The organism is Spirochaetia bacterium 38H-sp (assembly GCA_039023545.1).
GTDB lineage: Bacteria > Spirochaetota > Spirochaetia > Winmispirales > Winmispiraceae > Rarispira > Rarispira pelagica.
The window spans coordinates 133,370-153,836 of the sequence record JBCHKQ010000001.1 but is presented as its reverse complement, the minus strand read 5'-3'; the positions used below and the strand labels follow the sequence as shown (position 1 = coordinate 153,836).

Below are 20,467 nucleotides of genomic sequence, written 5' to 3'. Positions count from 1 at the left end.
ATATATTTAGTATTGGTTAAAATTGTTTAAACTTCAACACTGAGGTAAGCTTATGGGGGTGGCAGAACCTTTTCCGAAATATAAACTTTTTGTGGCTGTTATTTTTAATCCTATTATAAATTTTGATGAGATAATTGCCAGATGTGGTGAGTTGTGGGGAGCCATTGATTATATTTCCGAGATTATGGATTTTTCTTTTACCGACTATTATGAAGAAGAGATGGGCAGAGGCTTAAAAAGATTTTTTATTGCTTTTAAAGAGCTTGTTTATCCTTCTTTGCTTGCTGATATAAAGATTGCTAGTAATAATCTAGAAAATGAATTCTTAAGGAATGGTCGGAGATTTGTAAATCTTGATCCGGGGCTTATAAATCTTAGTCGTGTTATTCTTGCAACTACCAAGGATAATGCTCATAGAATACCTCTAAGGGATGGTATCTACGCTGAGATAACTTTGCTCTATAGAAAAAAGGACTTTTTATCTCTTCCTTGGACATATCCGGATTATAGGGAGGAGTCGTATAAGAAGGTCTTATCAGATATCAGAAATTTATTTAAGAGTCAGATTTCTCAATCAGAGATATGATTTTCTATGTTTTCTATCTGATGCGGGTTATTTTTATATTTCTTTTTATGGTTTTGTTTTTTTCTTGTTCTACGGTTTATTACTCTGTTACCGTAACTCTGCCGTCTGTTCCTTCTTCTTGGGATTTGCTTGATATAGATTATTCTCTTTTTGTTATTACTGACTCTGCTTATGAGCTTTTTGTAGATAATAAGGAGCTCTCTAAAGATTTAGAACTCATGTTGCCGGTGTTTTCTTATGCTGTTTTTTTATTGATGCCTCGTTTTGCGGGTAGGATTGATATCCTATATCCTGCAGGTGGAGTTATTCTCCCAGGTGAGAACCCATTTGTATCTCTTCGTTGGGAGGATGGTGCTGTTGTTTCTGTTTTATATGAGCTGGTTAGGGAGGGGTTCTCTTTGTCTTCTTTTAATGTCAAGAGGTTGCTTGAGGAGTCTGAAAGGCGCGTAAGCAGTCCTATTTTTCTTGATAAGTTGAGACTACGTGATGCGATTCTTACTGGTGATTTTTCTGTTTATGATGTTTCCGAGAAGGATTGTTTTTCTGTGTTGCTTGATTTTGGTTCTTATGTATGGGTTTCTGCTGATCCATTGAATGTTGGTTCTTTTTATGGTTCTATGGAGGTCGTTTTGCCAGAGGGGGTTAGCAGGTTTGTTTCTGTGGATACAGGAGAAATCTTTTCTGTACTTGTAGATGAGCGAGGTAGGGCAGAGTCAGTGGTGTTTTGATTTTCTTTTTATGGTTGTGTTGACAAAAACGCCATACCCTCTTATGGGTATGGCGTTCGGTTTTTTTATTGTCTGTTTTTATATGACTATGTTTACTATTTTGTTGGGAACGGTAATTATTTTTTTTACGGTTTTGTCTTGCAATAGTTCTTTTATTCTTTGGTTAGAGAGTGCCAGCTTCTCCAGGTCTTCCTTGGGGGTATCTCTTTCTGTTTCCAGTTTTGCTCTTACTTTGCCGTTTATCTGTACTACTACTGTAATTTTTTTGTCTATTGTGAGTTTTTCATCGTATTGAGGCCATGGGTGGTATGCCAGGCTTTCTTTGTGTCCGAGTTTTTCCCACATTTCTTCTGCTATGTGAGGTGCATAGGGTGCGAGAAGGAGTACAAATGGTTCCCAGAGTTTTCTTGGGATTTCCTTGAGGTTGTTGATTTGATTGATATAGGTCATCATCTGGGCTATTGCTGTATTGAAGTTGAGTGTGTCTGTGTCATTGGTAACTTTTTTTATGGTTTTGTGTAATGCTATAAGGTGCTCTTTTTCTGGCTCTGTTTCTACTATGGGACGTTCGCTTATCCTCCATACTCTTGTCAGGAATCTGTGTACTCCGTAGAGGCCTTTTGTTGACCATGGTTTTGTGACTTCCAGTGGTCCCATAAACATCTCGTACATTCTAAGCGAGTCGGCACCGTATTCTTTTATTATGTCATCGGGGTTTACTACGTTACCTCTGGATTTTGACATTTTTTCGCCGTCTTCTCCGAGGATCATGCCTTGGTTTACAAGTCTCATGAAGGGTTCGTCGGTGTTTACAAGCCCGAGATCATAGAGCACTTTGTGCCAGAATCTTGCGTATAGGAGGTGAAGTACTGCGTGTTCTGCTCCTCCTACGTACAGGTCTACAGGCATCCAATATTCTATTTTATCTTTTGATGCGAATTCTTTGTCATTGTGAGGGTCTAGATATCTCAGATAGTACCAGCATGAGCCTGCCCACTGCGGCATGGTGTTGGTTTCTCTGTAGGCTTTTCTCCCCGAGCCATCTGGTGCATTTGTTTCAACCCACTCCTTTATTGCAGCTAAGGGCGATTCTCCTGTTCCTGTGGGTTTGTAGCTTTTTACCTCAGGAAGTGTTACAGGTAATTCTGAATATGGGACGGCTTGTACTCCATCTCCTTCTACGTGTACTACTGGAAATGGTTCTCCCCAGTATCTCTGTCTTGAGAATATCCAGTCTCTTAGTCTGTAGTTGACAGCTCTTCTCCCCAGCTTGTTTTCTTCTATATAACTGATAATTTTCTCTTTTGCTTCTTTTGTGGGAAGTCCTGAGAATTGTCCTGAGTTTATGCTTATGCCTTCTTCTGTAAAGGCTTCTGTAAGCTCTTGGGGTTTCCCGTCTCTTGACACTACCTGAATGATGGGCAGATTAAATTTCTTGGCAAATTCCCAGTCTCTCTCATCATGTGCGGGCACTGCCATTATTGCGCCTGTTCCATAGCTCATAAGGATGTAATCGGATATCCAAATAGGGATTTCCTGTTGTGTAAAAGGGTTTATTGCATATGCGCCTGTGAAAACTCCTGTTTTTTCTTTTGCAAGGTCTGTTCTTTCCAAGTCTGATTTTAACTGAGCTTTTTCTATGTATTCTTTTACTGCCTGTTTTTGTTTTTCTGTTGTTATCTTTTCTACAAGAGGGTGCTCTGGTGCTATTACCATATAAGTTGCACCAAAAAGGGTATCCGGTCTTGTGGTAAAGACTTCCAAATTTTCTTCATAGCCTTTTATTTTAAAACGGACATTGGCTCCCTCGCTTTTGCCGATCCAGTTTCTCTGCATGGCTTTTATGGATTCTGGCCAGTCTAGTTTATCCAGTCCTTCCAGAAGTCTGTCAGCGTATGCTGTTATTTTTAGCATCCATTGTCTCAAGGGTTTTCTTACTACAGGGTGATTACCTCTCTCTGATCGAGGGCCTTCTGGAGTCTGGAGCACTTCCTCGTTTGCAAGTACTGTTCCAAGTTCTTCGCAATACCAGACTGGTATTTCTGCCATGTACGCAAGGCCTTTTTCATACATTTTGAGGAACATCCACTGTGTCCATTTGTAGTATTCCGGAGTGTGTGTTGATATTTCTCTATCCCAATCGTAAGAAAAGCCAAGGGCTTGTATCTGTTTTCTGAATTTGTTTATATTTTGCTCTGTTGTTATGCGGGGATGTGTTCCTGTTGTTATCGCATATATTTCTGCAGGCAGACCAAAGGAGTCAAAGCCCATAGGATGGAGTACTTTGTAGCCTTTCATCCTAAGGTATCTGCAGTATATGTCTGTTGCAGTGTAGCCTTCCGGGTGTCCTACATGTAATCCTTGTGCTGATGGATAAGGAAACATGTCAAGAACATATTTTCTTTTTTCTTTTGGAACTGTGGGATCTTCTTTTACAGAAAAGGTCTTGTTGGACAGCCAATAATCCTGCCATTTTTTTTCTATTTTTTGAAAAGGGTAGTCTTTCATGGTTTTGGATGATACAGCAGCTTGGTTTATAAGTCAATATAATTGTTATGATTATAAAAAAAGCCCCTCAGGAAAGGAGGTAGAAACCTGAGGGGCATAAAAACGGGTAACTCATTTTTCTTCTCAGGAAAGGAGGTGAAACCTGAGAAGATTGTTGCTCACATCTTCTGATATAAATATATAAAAAAGGGAGTACGATTGTCAATAGAAAAAAATAAAAAATCTCAAAAATCTCTAATTTTTTTTGGTTCTTTTTATGTTTATTAAACCAAATAAATAGTATAAAATATATAAGTAATCTCATATAGCAGGAGTGTAATATGCATTATAGAGAGCTTCCAAAATTGGGTGTAAAACTTTCTTCTCTTGGATTTGGCTGTATGCGTTTGCCTGTTATTGCTTCTCGCTCCAATGTTATAGATAAGACAGAAGCTTCCAGGATAATAAAATATGCTATAGATAAGGGACTCAACTATCTTGATACCGCTTGGCCTTATCATGGGGGGACCAGCGAGGCTTTTGTTGGAGAGTTCGTTTCTGCCAATTTGCGCAGAGAAGATGTTTTTATTGCTACAAAGCTTCCTGTCTGGGAAATCAATAACGAGAAGGATGCAGATAGGATTTTTTATGAGCAGCTTAAGAGACTGAGAACAGACTATATAGATTTTTACCTTCTTCATTCTTTAAATAAAGGGGCGTGGCAGACAGTAGAGCGATTTGATTTGCTTTCTTGGTTGGATAGAAAGGTTGAGGAAGGTAAAATAAGGTTTAGAGGATTTTCTTTTCATGATGAGCTTTCCGAGTTTAAAAGATATGTCGATTCTTTTGACTGGGATTTTTGTCAAATACAGTACAATTATATGAATGAAAATTATCAAGCCGGAACGGAGGGTTTCTTGTATGCCAGTAAGAAAGGAATCCCGGTGATTGTTATGGAGCCTCTTCTTGGTGGTTATATAGCAAAGTCTAATCCTCTGCTTGAAACTATATGGAAAGAATCTGGCAGGAGTTGGTCTCCTGTAGAATGGGCTTTTAGGTGGTTGTGGAATAAGGAAGGTGTTGCAATGCTTTTGAGTGGAATGAGCACAATGGAGCAGGTGGAGGAAAATGTCAGTCTTGCATCTTCTGATGCTGCATCTGTTGGCAATCTTTCTTCCAATGATCTTGCCATAATAGCTAGAGTGAGAGAAAAGCTTGAGTCTTCCAAGGTTATCCCCTGTACGGCTTGTAATTATTGTCAGCCCTGTCCCAATGATGTTGAGATACCAAGGATTTTTAAAATATATAATGATTCTGTTGTATTTTCCGATGTGGATGCTGCCAGGGGATCTTACAGATGGATTCCCAAGGGGCATAGAGCTTCTGATTGTGTGGAATGTGGTGAATGTCTGGAAAAATGTCCGCAGTCCATAGAGATTATTGACTGGCTTAAGAAATCTGCGATGGTTCTTGAGGTTTGATAAATAAACTTTTATTTTTTTCTCGAGTGATTGTTGAAAATCAGAGTTCTCTGAATAACAATATCTATATGAGAATTCTAATTGTAGATGATGAGTTTCTATCGAGAGAGAAATTGACGCATTTTTTGTCTTCTTATGGTATGTGTGATTCTGTTGCGAGTATGGCGGAGGCCAAGATCCTCTTTGAAAAGGCTATAGAGGATGAGCTTCCTTATGATCTTATCAGCATAGATATTCATCTGCCCGATGGCAGCGGTCTTGATTTGCTTAGTTATTGTTATCAGCGGGAGAAGGAACTCTTAGATGGCTGGTTTTCCAAGAAGATAGTTGTTACAGGCGATAGGGACCTTGAGACTGTGCAGAAGGCTATAGGCTATAAGTGTGATATGTATATGGTAAAGCCTATAACCCAGAAAACCGTAGAGACCAAGATGCGTCAGATCTGGCATTGATTGTTATTTTTTGTTATCTTTATCCAGGGGTTTTATGCGTGTTCTTGCTGTTGCGTCAGGTAAGGGTGGTGTAGGTAAGTCCACAACTGCTTTAAATCTTGCTCTATGGTATGTAAGGCGAGGGTTCCGTGTGGGGCTTGTTGATCTTGACCCTCTTGCCAATATTCACGTAATACTGGATATCCCTCTTTCTTCTCTGGAGTCTTACAGGCATGTTTCTGATGGCTATGGGCTTGAGGATGTGCTTTTTTCTTATATGCCGCGTTTTGATATTTTGTATCCTGTGCTTGAGAGAAAGGTTTCTGATTCCCGCAGAATATATGATGATCTTTTTATAAGGTTTTTGCCAGAGTTGGAAAGGCGTTATGATTTTCTTATCATGGATTTCCCGCCGGGTATTTCTCAGGATGAGACTCTTATTTTTTTGCCGGCTATAAGGGATGTTCTTGTTGTTTCTACTGGAGAGCCGACTTCTCATGTCTCTACTGGGGGATATCTTAGAGCTCTTTTTGATGTTAATCCTTATGCAAGGCCTTTTTTATGGCTTAATCGTTTTAAGCCTGTTATTGAGCCTGGCTTTGTGCCCGATGCTGTTATTTCTACCTATAATCGGTTTGCTCCAGATGAGCTTAGGATTTTGCCTGATGAGGCAAAACGTATTGTAACTTTGGCAAGAGTGCCTTATGATCCTTCTCTTGATTTACTTAGTGCTGAGCTTTCTGTTTCTTTTGCTCTGGATGCAAGACTGTTTGAGGCTGTTTCTGTTGTAAAAAATCAGGTTTTGTCTTTGTGGTCGGATTCTCTTTCTCTTCCTGCATCTGTAAAGGCTTTATGGATCAGGGCTATAGAGGATGGTTTTTCTTCTGATGTGGATGGTTTTCTTTCTTCTTTTTCTTCTTCTCTTGAGGCTATTGTATCCGTGGATTCTTTTGCAGTTTTTTCCGCTTCTCTTGATAAATGCCGACTTTTTTTAAAAAATCTGCTTTCCAATTCTTTGTGGTGTATTTTATGTGAGGTCTCAGACGGGCTTAAGAAGAGGATGAATAAGCATGATTTTGCTGTCTTTGATTCTTCTATTGCTTCTTCTTCCCGTATCCATAAGCTTCTTGTAAGGTTGCTTGCAGCTATGCGTCCTTATTGTAGGAAGAATCCTTTTCTCAATAATCTCGCCGGTCTTCTTGTTTTTTCTTTTGCTCTCCATATGCTTGGGGATAATCCGACAGTTGAGCGTTTTATTATGGATTTTGTTCCTTCTAAGAGAGGTGAGGACGGGCGTCTCCACAGAAACCGCTCTGCGCAGATACGTTATCTTATAGAAAAGGATGAGGCTTATCATAATTCGTATGTCAGGCTTGTGAGCAGATTGTTTCCGCTTTTTATGGCTCAGCTACACAGGCTTGCGGATAAATATAAGCTTAAGGATTTTATTTTTTGTGAGAAGGATGGTTCTGTAAAGCGTGCGTCTTATCTTAAGCTTCTGAGTGCTTTTTTGCATGATACTTTACATTCTGGTCTGGGTGTGTTCTTTGGGTTTAAGTACAATGCTGCGGGTGAGGAGATAAGGCGAGGAGCAAATGTTCTGCTTTCTTTTCTTGCGGATGCAAACAGGGTTTCTGCTCCCTGATTTTTCTTGTGCTGGCGATTATATTTTCTTTGTTTGTATGCAGGATTCTTTTTTATTATTTTCTATTGCCAGAGGCAGGATTGACTGCGCTTCTTTGCATGTGTTATGAGTGCTGGTTATGTTTTTGCTTTTTTGTGTGTTGCTTGACAGGGTGATTGCGCAGTCAATCCGTTCGGTCTAAGAAAAAAAGATGTGGCTTATCAGTATTTTAAGGCCTATTATCCAAAGGACTATACCGCCGAGTATTTCTGCTATTCCTTCTATAAGGTGTGCTATGAGTTTTCCTATGAGGCCTGCTGCAAGGCTGAGAAAGAGTGTTATCATACCTATCAGAATTGCTGTTTCTGTTATGTTTATGCCTACGAGTCCCAGGCTGAGTCCTACGCCCAGGGCGTCTATGCTTGTTGCAAAAGATAGTGCCAGGATTGTTGGAATGGATGGACGACCTTCTTTTGCTTCGCATTCTGCGTTTTTTCTGTTTCTTATGCCTTCTACTATCATTTTGCTGCCTGCACCGGCTAGGAGAATAAAGGCTATCCAGTGGTCCCATGTTTCTATATATCGGATGATTGTAGAGCCCAGCAGACTGCCCGCAAGTACCATGCCTGCCTGAAATACTCCGAAAAAGGCAGCCATAAGTGCTATATGTCGTTTTTTTATCTCAATATATGTGCATACGCTTGAGACTGTTGCTGCACAGGCATCTATGGACAGGCTTATGCCTACTGTTATGGTAATAAAAACCGGCATTTTACGGACTATACTAATGATTTTTTTTTTTGTAAAGTCTAAAATAGGAGTAGGAATGAAGGATAAGGCTTTTCTTTCTTTGCTTATTATTTTCTTTTTACTTATATCGGAGACTGTCGCTTTTTATTTTACTTTTCCGACAGGTGAGCTCTCTCTTTCTCTAAAGACTCTTCTCCACTTTTTTATGTTTCTTGTTTCAATGGTGTGGTTTTTGCTTCTAAGGCGGGAGATGTTCTCTCTGAAATATATGATACTGCTATTTATAGGTAATGTCTTTCTGCTTACTGCAATGTGGGGTGAGTTTCTTGCCTCAATTATATTTATTGTTGATGAATATGCAATGCGTATTTTGCAGATATTTTACGTTTTTGCTATTCTGTCCATAACAACGGGCATTGTATTTCTCATGCGTATGTACAAAAAGACAATAGATGACCTTTCTGTGCAAAAAGAACGGCTTTTGCTTTTATCAATAACAGATGATCTTACCGGTTTGTACAACTCACGCTTTTTTTACGAACGACTTTCCAAGGAAACTATACGTGCAACGCGATATGATAGATGTCTATCTCTCCTGTTTCTGGATTTGGATAATTTTAAGAAGTTTAACGACACATATGGACACCTTGCAGGCGACAGGGTATTGCGTAAGATTGGTCGCCTTATTCGTGAGAGTCTTAGAGAAAATGATTCTGGTTACCGCTACGGAGGCGAGGAGTTTGCCATTTTGCTGCCAGAGACCTGCGAGGAAGCAGCCATGGCAGTGGCAGAGAGATTGAGGCTTGCATGTTCTCAGCTTGGTGTGACAGTGCAGGATAAGACCGTTTTTATAACCGTCAGCATAGGCGTTGCCGAGTATAAAAAAGACGAGAATCTCCAGGATTTTCTCAAGCGTGCGGACAGGGCTATGTACCGTGCAAAAGAACTTGGGAAAAACATGGCTATTCTTGCGGACTGAAATTTTCTTCTTTAAAAACTATTTTTATACCGAACGGCCTTCCCGCGCTGTATTAAGAGAGCAGGTGCTGTGATTGCGGCAAGGCCTGCCTACGGCAAATAAGGGAGAAAAATTTAGAGAAGACAGGGAACCTGCATAACATAGTTGGAACATGAAAAGACATTATTTTTCCTGAGCAGATAATAACTAGTCCAGACTGACATGAGAAGAACTCTCTCCTGCAGTAGCTTTAAGCTCCTGTTGGTACGCTCTAAAGTCGGGTGGTACCATGTAATATCTTCCGGAAGCATTCCATAGAGTATATCCAGAACCTCCTCCCGCAAGAGAACCTTCAATCTGAAGCCTTAGATACTCATAATAAGTAGTCTCATCAAATTTGAGTTCTCCACCAAGAAGAAAAGCCTGGACATAAGGCCTTATTATAATATTGTTTTCTGTCATAAGAGCGGCGCGCCTCGTATGTTCTTGATAAATCCATCTTGCTCTGTCCAAATATCTCATATCCGCTCTGTAGAAGTCCCCGTAGTGAGAAGGATAATACATGGGGCACAGAACATCTATATAAGGCCATAATCTTGTAATATCCTGTCCCAGATAAGTCATCCTGCTTGTGGCATTAAAGCCAAAAACATCGACACTTATAGGTACACTAATCTTTTCTCTTACATCTTTTAAAAATGCAACAAGAGCATCTGACCGTATCCAATTGTCCGGTTTGTGTTTTGAAACTATGAACTGAGGCTCACCGTCAGAAGGAAATCTGATATAGTCAAACTGAATCTCATCCGCCCCAAGTGAGGCAATCTCCTCTGCTATGGAAACATTGTATTTTCTGACATCTTCCGAGAAAGCATCTGTCCAGTATTCTACCTGCACAATACGGCTGTCTTCGCTATTCTCTTCTTTTATTTTCTTAAAAACCCCCCAAGGTTTCCCCGTACGGGAATCCATGAAGGCATATTTACTGCCATCATAAAGAGAAAACATCTTATCTTTAAAGACAGCTATCCTGGCTATGACATATATGTTATTCTCGTGCAGCTTTTTTATGAGTTCCTCTGCTGTAAAAAAAGGCCTTACTGCGCCAATCTTCTGTGGCAGTTCCAGTTTGCTGTCATAGCGGATAAGTCCATTTTCGTCCTTAAAGTCAATGACAGCAGCATTAAAACCATGCTCCTTTATGAGCTCTATATATTTGTCAATGGATTGCGGCTTTGCAAGGTCTCCGCGTATGTATATGGCATATTTATTGTAAGCAAGAGCAAGCCGCTTTTCTCTCTCCATATCCGTAACCTGTGGAAAGTCTATTTTTATTATGCTGCCCTTATCAGGTGTTACAAGCACATAAGAAGAATTGAGAACTGATTGGAGGTTAAATCCCCATTCCGGGAAAATTTGACGTACTACGGAGATATCCGGTTCTTCAAGCTTTTTATAATTGGAAAAAGATGCATCAAAAAGATATTCGCCATTTTTAAAGCCAAGAAGTACTGCAAAACCGTCTGCAAAAGGAGCAATACCTGCAATTTCCTCATAAAAATTGCCGCCAAAGAAAAATGGCATCTTAGGCGGAAGCTCTATTTTTTTCCAGCTATTTCCTCCATCCGTGCTAACTCTAACAGAGCCAAATGATGTCCCAAGATATATCTTACCCTTGTCTATTGCAATGCTTCTTATATGGGTGCTGCTTTCTATTTTTTCTCCTACATTGATAAGTTTCCACGACAGACCGCTGTCCTTTGTTATGGCCAGCTGGTGCATTGTGGAAATAATAAAAAAGGACGTAGCGTTTCTATCCCATGAAAAAGAAGTAAACTCTCCTTTTAATCCTGGAATATTGCATTCCTGCCAGCTCTTGCCGTTATCGGCAGATACGTATAATGCATGTTTTTTTATCAGAAACTGTACCGGTATAATCTCTGTTGCCGGTAGCTCTTGAGAAAAGATGGGAAAAGAAAAAATTAGAACCAGAAAAAACAAAATTATCTTTTTTTGCATTATTCTATTTTTATCATAAAAGGATAAAGAAATAAAGGCATAAGTCAAAACTGCTCTTATAATAAAAACAGCTTTAGAAGCCTTCTCTTTTTTATCGTTTGAAATAAGCCTGTTTTTGATGTATGCTGGCTGTATGGGAAAGAAAATATTTTTCTATTTTTCTCTTTTTTTATTTTCTCAGAGTATGATATCCTGCGGATATAGATTGCCAGATTTTTCCAATCCTCTTGATCCGCTTTCTTATAATGCAGATACTTATGCGATAGCATTGAAAAACATAAATCAACATGATATGGGAATCAGCACTGCTTCTTCCTTTACGGCAGTGTGGAGCGGTAGTGCTGCTGTTCTTCTTTATACGCCTGATGGGACAGTCCTGTCTGCATTGTCCTGTGATGAGGATGCAGTTGTAAAGGTAGGGGCAAGTAATCTTGCAACAGCCTCAAGCAGTATAGGTGCAATAAAAGCAACAACAGGCGGTGGGAATATTGGTATAAGTGTATATGATGGTGGGGATATTATGTTCTTTCTAATTGACAGTGAGCTTAATATCCTAAGCAGTTTTACCGTAGTGGCTTCTGGAGCTGCTTCCTATCATGAAATGAGCGAGCCTGTTTTTATGGGTACTGACAGATGGGCTTTTGCATACACAGATTCTTCAAAGGATGTAAAAATCATACTCTTGGACACATCTACCTCTTCTGCAAGTCTTATTGATTCTATAATAGTGTATTCCGGTTCTGTAACATCAATGTCTGTAGGAGGGCTTTCTATGCGGAGTGATGGCAGCGGAGAAGGAATGTTGCTTATTGCGGATGATGATGGTACGAGTGCAACAGTTTTAAACTCTGTTTTTTTCTCGATTGTGTCGGATGCAATTTCTGCTTCTTCTTCAGATACTATTACTGCAACTATAAGCGGTGTTGGTGCATTGCCCCTGCGTAACAATAATTCTCATTATTTTTTTCTTGATACAGATATGACAGATATAATAGGAATTTTTTTAAACTCTGCTAATTTAATATGGAGTAAAGCTTGGGGACTTGGTACTGTTAGTGTTCTTGATGTCAATATGGAAGCAGAAGGGTTTTCTATCCTGTATGATGATGGCTCAGGTTCTCTTGTCCTTATAAGAAAGGATGATTCTCTATCTTCTTCCAAAACAGATAGTCCTTACAGTCTGTATTCTTATACCAATGGTATCAAGGCTGCGCTGGCTGATACCGGAGAAAAGTATCTTGTATTTTATTCTGATACGGATGGTGTAACTGCTGCAAATATCTATTGCCTGGAGTAAACTATGAAGAAAGTTTTTCTTTCTGTTATATTTTTTCTGTTAGTATTTCCTGTTTTTTCAAAAGAACTCCGGGTTGCCGTAATGCCTTTTGATACAGATGTAAGGGAGCCTCAGGCAAAGGCCATTGTGTCCAGTCTGAAAAATGCTATCTCTCTGGACCTTATGCTGTTAAAGGATGTTATCCCGATTGAAATAAAGAAGGGTGAGGATACCGATGTAAAAAAAATAATAGAAGAAAAAAATCCAGACAGACTTCTTTATACTGCTTTCTCAAATGGTAGCGAAGGTTATGTTATAAGTTTTACTCTCATAAATACGGATGACGGGAAGGTCCTTAATAATATAGAATCTAATATCTCCAGACTGGATAGTCCTTTTGAGCAGTTGGAGACAGCGGTTACTTCTCTTATAAAAGCTATTTCTGCTGAGCAAGTCGAGATGGGAAGGGTCAGTGTACAGAATCTTGGAGAAAGGGGTAAATATAATCTTGTTATCAACAATGTTGAGCTGGGCGAAGTGTCCGGTATCATTGCACCTGTGATTTCGGGTACGTATGACTGGCGAGTGGAGCAGTTTCGTTTTGGTAAGCAGGTCATTATAGAAAAGGGGAAAATAACAGTGAGCAGGGGGGCTGATTCTGTTATTAGTTTTTCTGTGCCTGTGCTTACGGATGAGGAGAAGAGTTATATAGCTGATATAAAAGAAAAGGCTGTTTCTGCAGCAATTTCTGGTGACGAGAGAGGACTTAGAGAGCTAGCAGCAGAATGGAAAGCTATGTTTTCCGATGTGTCTTTTTCTCCTTCTCTTGTTGTCTACAGGGGACAGGAGAAGGGTTTTTTGCTTCTTCTTGAGCCTGGCAAGCTCAAGAAATACATAGAAGATACGGCTCTTTCTCCGGACCCTTTTGTTCCTGAACGTATAGGAAAACTGTTGTCAGAGGTTCCCCCCGATACTCCTTATACTTCTCTTCTTATGGATACTCTTTTTTCCTGTGGGGAAGAATATTTGCTTATCAATGTGTATCATGCGCTGAGGCTTTTTGAGCTATACAGGCCGGGAGAGGCTCTTGGCCGACTTAAGGCTCTCAGGCCTGTTCTTGTATATGTTTCTGAGTCTTGGCAGCTCTGGTATGAGAGGCTTGTGTTTTTTATAGAAAAATCAGACAGCAGACATAGAGAGAGGATGGTTTCATCTCTTGATTTTATTCTTCCTGTGAGCGAAGTCCTTATAGCTTTGGGGCTTGATGCTGCTGCTGTTTATTTTTGGCTCAATGATAATAGTCAGGAATTAAAGGCGCAGGCAGATGCTTTGTATCCTTCTTATCTTGCGGAAACAGACCCTGCTGCTGCCGAGAAACTGCACAGACAGATATCTGAGCTATATTCCCAGGCCAATAGAATTACTTTTTTTAAGTGGGGCAGTACCTTTGCTGGCGGTGTATTGAGTGTTTTTGCTCCTATTAATCTTTTCTCTGTGGCTTCTGCACCTCAGCTTGAGCTCTGGAGGGATATTTCTGTTATTTTCCCTCAGGAGGTGGAAGGTATGCAAAGGATGTTTTCCCTTTCTCCCTCCAGGATTGCAGAATGGTTCCCTTATCACTACAGGGATTTTAAGGCTTATCTTATTTCGAGATAGTTTTATATGGTTTTTAAAATATTTATGCTTGTGATATAGTTTTCTTCTAAAAGGCGGAAGCGCTATGCGCTTACGCCGTTCGGTATGTTTTTGTTTAAAAAGGGGTTTTATGCACAAGGAAGTTTTTTCTGATTTTGATGGGGTTTTTTCCCGTCTGTGTGTTTTGTATAAGTCTTCTCCTGCTGCGGCTTTTGTGTTTCCTTCCGAGGTTGTGAGGCGTTTCTTTCTTGATTGCATGACTGATGTTTATACTGCTGTTGATGCCGGGCGATTTTTATCCTGGGATGATTTTCTGCGTTCTTATGTTGCAGATGCTTTGCATAGACCCGCTGGCAATATGGAGAGGATTCTCTTTGCTTCTATGGTTGCTCCGCTTTGTAGGAGAGATGGGGAGCTCGAGGGGCTTTTTGATTGTCCAGAGGATGAGTCGCCTTTTGTAAATTATATTGCTTCTATTTTGCCGGATGTGCTGATTGCACCACATGTTCTTGCAGGTTTTGACAGGTTACCGGAGAAGAGGGCACAAGCTGTGAGATTGTTGGGGGCTTATTATGAGCGTTTTCTTAGTGAGGCTATGCTTTTTGAGCCGGAAAAGGCTTTCTTGGATGCGCGTCTTGATGGACGCCTGCCGGGGAATGTGGTTGTTGTGTATCCATCGTTATTTACAATAAGAGCTTTTTATAAGGATGAGCTTCCAGATGGTTGGATTGGGTTGGATTTGGTGCGCAAGGATGTTGAGCTTACAGTGTTTCCTGATCCTGTGTCCGAGGTGCGTTATGTTCTGAGTTCTTTGCGAAATCAGCTGGAAAAGGGGGCTTTTGCTGCTGATTTTTCCATTGTTCTTGCGGACAGGGCTTTAGAAGGTATTCTGCGTACAGAATCCGAGGTCTATGGGGTTCCTCTTTCTTTTGAGTTTGGCAGGTCTCTCAGGGATGTCCCGGGAGTAAGGCTTGTTTTTTTGATATCCGATGCTGTTTCTTCTGGTTTTTCGTTTGAATCTTTGAGGGATTTGTGTCTTGCCTCTGATGTCCCCTGGCGTTTTAGTGGGACAATGCGGGAGATAATAAGGCTTGCCGTAAAATCTTCTTATTTTTCTGCGGACTATGGTGAAAACAGGCTTTTTTCTTATATAAAATATGAGGTAGAGCATCATCTGGATGATACTTTTTTCTCAGTCTTGGATGAGAGATTTGACAGGGGTGTGCTTGATGTCTCTTTTTTAGAAGCTTACAAGGATACGGAGGAGCGTTTTTTTGCTGAGCTTGGTTTTATAGCATGGGTGCTGTTTTCTTTTTTACCTGCGGTTGTTTCTTCTGAGTCTTTTTCTATGCTTGTTGATAGGTTTTCTCTTCTTTATGATTTTTTGCTTGGAGGAGAGCCCGGTGCAGAGATGCGTAGGTCATGGGGTTTTGCCCGAAGGGCTTTGCAACGTTTATGTAATTATGAGGTTGTATTGGATGGTTTGTTTTCTGTATCAAGGCCATGGGATGTGTGGCTTGCTGTTCTTTCTGGTATGTCTTATGTGAGCTCCGAGTCTTCTGGTGGTGTTTCTGTTTTTCCTTACAGGTTGAGTGCCGGCATTGCTTTTAAAAATACCTTTGTTATGGGACTTGATGCAGAGTCTGCAAGTGTAAGGACTTCTTTGCTTTCTTTTCTACCTGAGCCGGAGAAAGAATCTGCCTCAATAAGGGAATATGAGCTGGGTAATGCTTTTTTACAGGCCTACTCTGCATGTAATGCTTTTTTTTCTATGCATGTTGAGGGTGGAGGAAGACAGCATGAGGTTCCTCCTTATGTGATTATATATGGTAAAACAAATGCAGTAGAGCAGGATGAGCTTGAAAAGCTTCCTATATATGGGGAAAAAGGTCTTTTTGCTGGAGAGACTGGCAATTTTTTGCCTTTTTATTCCCAGAAAAAGGGATATGATGCTGCTCTCCATCTTGATCATTATTTTTTTAAGGAGTCTTTTAATCCCGGTGATTTTTTTGAGATTAAGCCATGGTTTGAAAGTAAAAATTATTTTTCCGATGGTGTTTTTGTTTTTTCTCCTCACTTTGTACAGGATTTTTATGATTGTCCTTTTAGGATGTTTGTTTCAAGACTGCTTGATATCGATGAGTATAGGATAAGGCCTATTTTTTATGACAGGATGATTGTGGGAAGTGCCTTGCACGAGGTGTTATCTTACTTCTTTTCTGCTGGTAAGAGGCTCGATGAGCTTGCAAATGAGGGTTTTGATTTTAAATCTGTCCTGCTTCAAGGTCTTAATAAAAGAGGGGCTGGCTTTTTTTCTGATGTTCTTTCAAAAAGATATGAGCCGTATCTCAATACTATTGCGGAGAGGTTGCGGGATAGTCTTGAGAATATAGGGCTGTCCTTATATGTCAAGTCTCAGGAATCAGAACTCAAGTGGGATAATCCTGAGGCAGGTTTTATTCTCAGAGGAAGAATGGATTTACTTCTTGGCGATAATGATGATTCTACTATTGTCATAGATTTTAAAACAGGAAATATCCCGTCTTTTCCCAAGAAGGAAAAGCTTGAAAGGGGAGAGAAGATAGATTTACAGGTTTTACTGTATATGTTGATTTTATATCATCTTTATGGAGAAGATGTTTCCAAACTTCTTGATGGGATGTATTTCCCTGTAGTTAATGAAAATAAGAACAATCCACTCCTTTTAAGAAACAGGAAAAGCTCTGCTGGTTCTTATCAGGATGATTCTTCTCTTCTTGATGTCTTTAATATATTGGAAGAATTGCTTGAAGGTATTGTAGATAGTCTACAGGTTTGTGACTTTACCTATGCTATTGATAATGAGAATGTGTGTTCTTCCTTTACAGGAGCGTGTGCTTACAGACGATTATGCCGCGCAAGGTATGCGATAAGAGAGGGTAGAAACAATGAGAACTGAAGATATACTGAGGGGTCTTGATAGCGCTCAGAGACAGGCTGTTATTACTGATAAGAATGCTGTTGTTGTTGCTGGTGCAGGCTCAGGAAAGACACGTGTGCTTACAAGAAGATTTCTATACCTTGTCATAGAAAAGAATGTAAAACCATCAAGGATTATGGCTCTTACTTTTACCAGAAAGGCTGCAAGCGAGATGCGCCAGAGAATAGCAGAGGGTATAAGAGAAAGCGGTGAGGAAAACCTTATAAGGGATTTTGAAAAGGCTGTCATATCTACGATAGATTCTTTTTGTGCATCTGTCGTAAGGCCGTATAGCAGCCGTTATGGTTTTGCTCCTGATTTTTCTATTTGCAACGGGGAAGAACTTGAAGGACTTTCTGCTCTTGCGAGAACTTTTTTTCTAAGGTCATTGCAGGATGAGCAATTTAAGAACTCTCTTTCTTTATTATGTAAAGACTGGGAACCGGATAGGATAGTAGAAGATGTGCTTATGGACTATGCCGCAAACTATGCATGTATCACGGGCTATCCTGTTTCTGGAAGATGGCAATACTCCGACAGATTTACAAAGCTGCTTGAGGATAAAATAGAAGAGATTGAAACAGGAGTCAGAAATCTTTTTTCTTCCTGCAGGACTGTTCTTGATATAGTGGGAAATAAGAAGAACAAAACAACAGAAAAGCTTGATAAGGTTCTGGAAAAAGAATCTGAGCTTATTTCTCTCTTTGATAATGTTCCCAAGTCTCTGCCGGAGATTAAAAGGCTTCTTGAGTCTTTTGTTTTGGATCGGACAGCAAAGGATAGCATAAATCCCAATGACTGTAAAAAAGAGCTTATTAATCTTTCTGATGATATTATGCACATGTATGATAATCTTGAGGATAATTTGGTTCTCAATGATTTTATAAAAATGTGGCATGATGAGGTGATAGCTTTTAAACGACGCCACAATCTCCTTACTTTTTCCGATGTTTTCTCAGCAGCTGTAGAGCTTATAAAAAAGGATAAAGGGATCAGGGCTTTTTATAAGGAGAGGTTTGATTATATTCTTGTGGATGAGTTCCAGGATAATAATGAGCTGCAGAAAGAGTTTCTTTTCTTTCTTGCGGAAAAAAAAGGGATTTTTTCCGAGTCTGTTCCCGATATCAATTCTCTTGAACGCGGAAAGCTTTTTATCGTGGGAGATGAGAAACAGTCTATCTATCTTTTTAGAGGCGCTGATGTTTCTGTCTTTAACAGTCTTAGAGATGATGCAGTAAAGCCTGATTATCCGGATATGGAGTTTATAAGGCTTGCTCATAACTACAGATCAGAGCCTGCTCTTGTTGATTTTTTTAACGAGATTTCTCATGAGCTTTTTAATAACTCTGATGCAGGAGGGATAAGGTTTGATCCCGCAGAGAAAAGAATGGATAAGACCATTCTTGAGCCTTCTGTTTTTGTAGGTATACAAAAAAAATCTGCTGATGTTGTCAAAAACCCTTTTTATAGCAAGGATGATATTGAGGCTGCATGGGTTGCCGCAAAACTCAAGGGGCTTGTGGAAAATTCTTCCCTTATGGTTAGGGATAAAAGAAGTGGAGAGCTTAGACCTCTTGCATACGGGGATATAGCTGTACTTATGAGAAGCACTACTGCTCAGCTGTCTTACGAAAAAGCCATGAGAAGAGAGGGGATTCCCTATGTTGCAGGTGTAAGCAGAAATATGTTTCTTGAAGCTGCTGTCAATGATCTTGTATCATGGCTTTTTATTATTGTTTATCCCGATGACTGGTTGTCTTTTTATGCTGTCCTTAGGGGGCCTTTGTGTGCATTGTCTGACAAGGACATTACCAAGGTTATAAAAAAGGAAAAAGAGCGCAGGTTTCCTGTGTGTTTTTCTTTATCGGATAGTGAGCTGGATATGCTGGGGCTTGACAGTCCAGATGCTTATAAGAGAGGCAGAACTATATACAGAGAGCTTTCTTACATGGCTGACAGGATGTCTCCTGCAGAGCTTATACGATATCTATGGTATGATGCTGGTTACAGGTTTATGCTTCTTAAGAGGATAGATTTTCATCCCTTTTTAAAGGTTTATGATGAACTTCTTTTCCTTTGTAGAAGTTACGAGGGAAAATCTCTTGCATCTTTTATAGATTATCTTTTTGATATGCTGGGTAGGTTTGAAAAGCAGGAGCTTTATGATGTTCCAGTAGATGCGGAAAGTTCTGTAAAGATTATGACCATACATGCTTCCAAGGGACTTGAGTTTCCTTTTGTTGCTCTTGTTTCCGTAGGAAAGTCCGGGAGGAAGGAGAGTGAGAAAAGTTTTCCTTATGCCTTTATAGATGATTCTTATCCTGTTTTCTCTTTTTCCAAGAGTAATCCCGTATTAAAGGATTATCTGGATAAAAAAAAGAAGCTGGAAGAATATGAGCTAAGGCGTCTTTTGTATGTTGCTCTTACCAGGGCAGAGTCGCATCTACTTATTGCCGGAAGTATTTCTGAGCGTAATTCTGATAATAGTTTTTTGCCTTTGCTTTTCTCTGATGCAGAGGAGATGGAGCTTAAGGCCTCAAATCATGTCAGAATAATCAAAGAAGAGATAAAGCAAGATTCTGTATGGTTTAAAAAGCCAAATACAAGGCTCTTATCGGAGCTAAAGCATGTTTACAAAGAATGCAGGCCTGAGCTTGGTCCGTATATCAAAAAAAGTCTCAGCGTAAGTGTGATAGCGGATGCCTATGAAAAGACTAAAAAGAATATTATAAAGACTTTTTCTTCTGGATATGATCTGCATGATTCCACGGTCTATGGTAATCTTGTTCATTTTCTTATAGAAAAGTCTGCATTTATAAAAGATAAAGAAAGGTTAAAAAAGTATGTCCTTCTAAACCCCGATGCCATAGGTGCCTTATCTTATGACGAAGTAGATGCCTTTTTTGATAAGGCTTATGATGCTGTTGTTGGGCTTTCTTCTAGGTTTGAGCTTTCTTCTCTTATGCATGAGTATGATGTGGAGATTAAATACAGGGATTATTATATCCATGGCAAGCTGGATGCTGTAAAAATAGAAAATAACTCTGTTGTTATTTACGAATGGAAGACTGGAGGCTTTCCCGAGGAATACAGGATGCAGGTCTTCTTATATATACGTATGGCAGATTTTTTATGGAAAAAAAATAATATAAGTGTACGGCTTGTTTTTACTGGCAAAGGGGAGCCTGCAGTTTATGAGTTTTTTAAAGAAGATGACTGGAAGGAGGAGGAAACCTTTCTTGAATCTTTTCTTTCTTCTGTAGACACTTTTATTGCAGATGGTACTAGTGCTTATGTGACTGATGCCTGATAGATAGGCAGGAGTGCTCCGATGATGAGTGTATAAGACTTGGTTGTACTTGATGGTTGTGATGTTATACATCCTATATGTTATACCCTGGAAGAAGTATATGATGGGATGGGGGGGCATGATGCTCTGTCTTTGCTTTGTTTTATATGGTGATAGCAGTCTATCCTAGAGGAATCCTTTTATAGTCTGCTGAACAGTCCAGGGAAAGTCTGCTATCTTATCC

The 20,467-nt window shown here is 39.8% G+C and carries 13 protein-coding genes; 10 read left to right on the top strand and 3 right to left on the bottom strand.

Translation table 11 applies throughout. The features are described 5' to 3' along the window. Positions 1–52: 52 nt before the first annotated feature. Positions 53–586 carry a DUF4416 family protein gene (locus WKV44_00635; GenBank protein ID MEM5947042.1) on the top strand — a complete coding sequence of 178 codons (534 nt, stop codon included), beginning with the start codon at positions 53–55 and terminating at the stop codon, positions 584–586. Next, positions 583–1,314: a hypothetical protein gene (locus tag WKV44_00630; GenBank protein ID MEM5947041.1), complete on the top strand. Its 732-nt coding sequence runs from the start codon at positions 583–585 to the stop codon at positions 1,312–1,314. The genes WKV44_00635 and WKV44_00630 overlap by 4 nt, the downstream gene beginning before the upstream one ends. Before the next feature lie 78 nt (positions 1,315–1,392). Here the strand turns inward: WKV44_00630 and leuS are convergent, their stop codons facing one another. Next, entirely contained in the window at positions 1,393–3,822 is a 2,430-nt protein-coding gene (leuS, locus tag WKV44_00625) for a leucine--tRNA ligase (protein ID MEM5947040.1), read from the bottom strand. A gap of 320 nt (positions 3,823–4,142) precedes the next feature. Between leuS and WKV44_00620 the strand changes: the two genes are divergently transcribed. The 3 genes from WKV44_00620 to WKV44_00610 all read left to right on the top strand — a co-directional run bounded on the left by WKV44_00620 (position 4,143) and on the right by WKV44_00610 (position 7,358). Next, the gene (locus WKV44_00620) at positions 4,143–5,282 is read left to right on the top strand and encodes an aldo/keto reductase (protein ID MEM5947039.1); all 1,140 of its coding nucleotides are present in this window, start codon (positions 4,143–4,145) and stop codon (positions 5,280–5,282) included. A 68-nt stretch (positions 5,283–5,350) separates the two neighbouring features. Further along, positions 5,351–5,734 carry a response regulator gene (locus WKV44_00615; protein MEM5947038.1) on the top strand — a complete coding sequence of 128 codons (384 nt, stop codon included), beginning with the start codon at positions 5,351–5,353 and terminating at the stop codon, positions 5,732–5,734. Between the two features lie 34 nt (positions 5,735–5,768). After that, on the top strand, positions 5,769–7,358 hold the full coding sequence (locus tag WKV44_00610; GenBank protein ID MEM5947037.1) for a P-loop NTPase: 1,590 nt from the start codon (positions 5,769–5,771) through the stop codon (positions 7,356–7,358). A gap of 177 nt (positions 7,359–7,535) precedes the next feature. On the opposite strand, the gene WKV44_00605 is transcribed toward WKV44_00610, so the two are convergent. Further along, positions 7,536–8,108 (bottom strand): manganese efflux pump MntP family protein, encoded by a 573-nt coding sequence (locus WKV44_00605; GenBank protein MEM5947036.1) that lies wholly within the window; start codon positions 8,106–8,108, stop codon positions 7,536–7,538. Between the two features lie 55 nt (positions 8,109–8,163). Here WKV44_00605 and WKV44_00600 point away from each other — a divergent pair, with 55 nt between their 5' ends. Further along, positions 8,164–9,066 carry a GGDEF domain-containing protein gene (locus tag WKV44_00600; GenBank protein ID MEM5947035.1) on the top strand — a complete coding sequence of 301 codons (903 nt, stop codon included), beginning with the start codon at positions 8,164–8,166 and terminating at the stop codon, positions 9,064–9,066. Positions 9,067–9,252: 186 nt separating this feature from the next. Here the strand turns inward: WKV44_00600 and WKV44_00595 are convergent, their stop codons facing one another. Beyond that, complete coding sequence (locus tag WKV44_00595; protein MEM5947034.1) at positions 9,253–11,064, bottom strand: putative glycoside hydrolase; 1,812 nt, start codon at positions 11,062–11,064, stop codon at positions 9,253–9,255. A 133-nt stretch (positions 11,065–11,197) separates the two neighbouring features. Here WKV44_00595 and WKV44_00590 point away from each other — a divergent pair, with 133 nt between their 5' ends. The 4 genes from WKV44_00590 (at position 11,198) to WKV44_00575 (ending at position 20,244) form a co-directional block, all read left to right on the top strand. Continuing rightward, positions 11,198–12,361: a hypothetical protein gene (locus WKV44_00590; protein MEM5947033.1), complete on the top strand. Its 1,164-nt coding sequence runs from the start codon at positions 11,198–11,200 to the stop codon at positions 12,359–12,361. Between the two features lie 3 nt (positions 12,362–12,364). Then, positions 12,365–13,996 carry a hypothetical protein gene (locus tag WKV44_00585; protein MEM5947032.1) on the top strand — a complete coding sequence of 544 codons (1,632 nt, stop codon included), beginning with the start codon at positions 12,365–12,367 and terminating at the stop codon, positions 13,994–13,996. A 109-nt stretch (positions 13,997–14,105) separates the two neighbouring features. Continuing rightward, the gene (locus WKV44_00580; GenBank protein MEM5947031.1) at positions 14,106–16,913 is read left to right on the top strand and encodes a PD-(D/E)XK nuclease family protein; all 2,808 of its coding nucleotides are present in this window, start codon (positions 14,106–14,108) and stop codon (positions 16,911–16,913) included. Continuing rightward, on the top strand, positions 16,903–20,244 hold the full coding sequence (locus WKV44_00575) for a UvrD-helicase domain-containing protein (protein MEM5947030.1): 3,342 nt from the start codon (positions 16,903–16,905) through the stop codon (positions 20,242–20,244). Before WKV44_00580 ends, WKV44_00575 begins: the two co-directional genes overlap by 11 nt. Positions 20,245–20,467 lie beyond the last annotated feature (223 nt).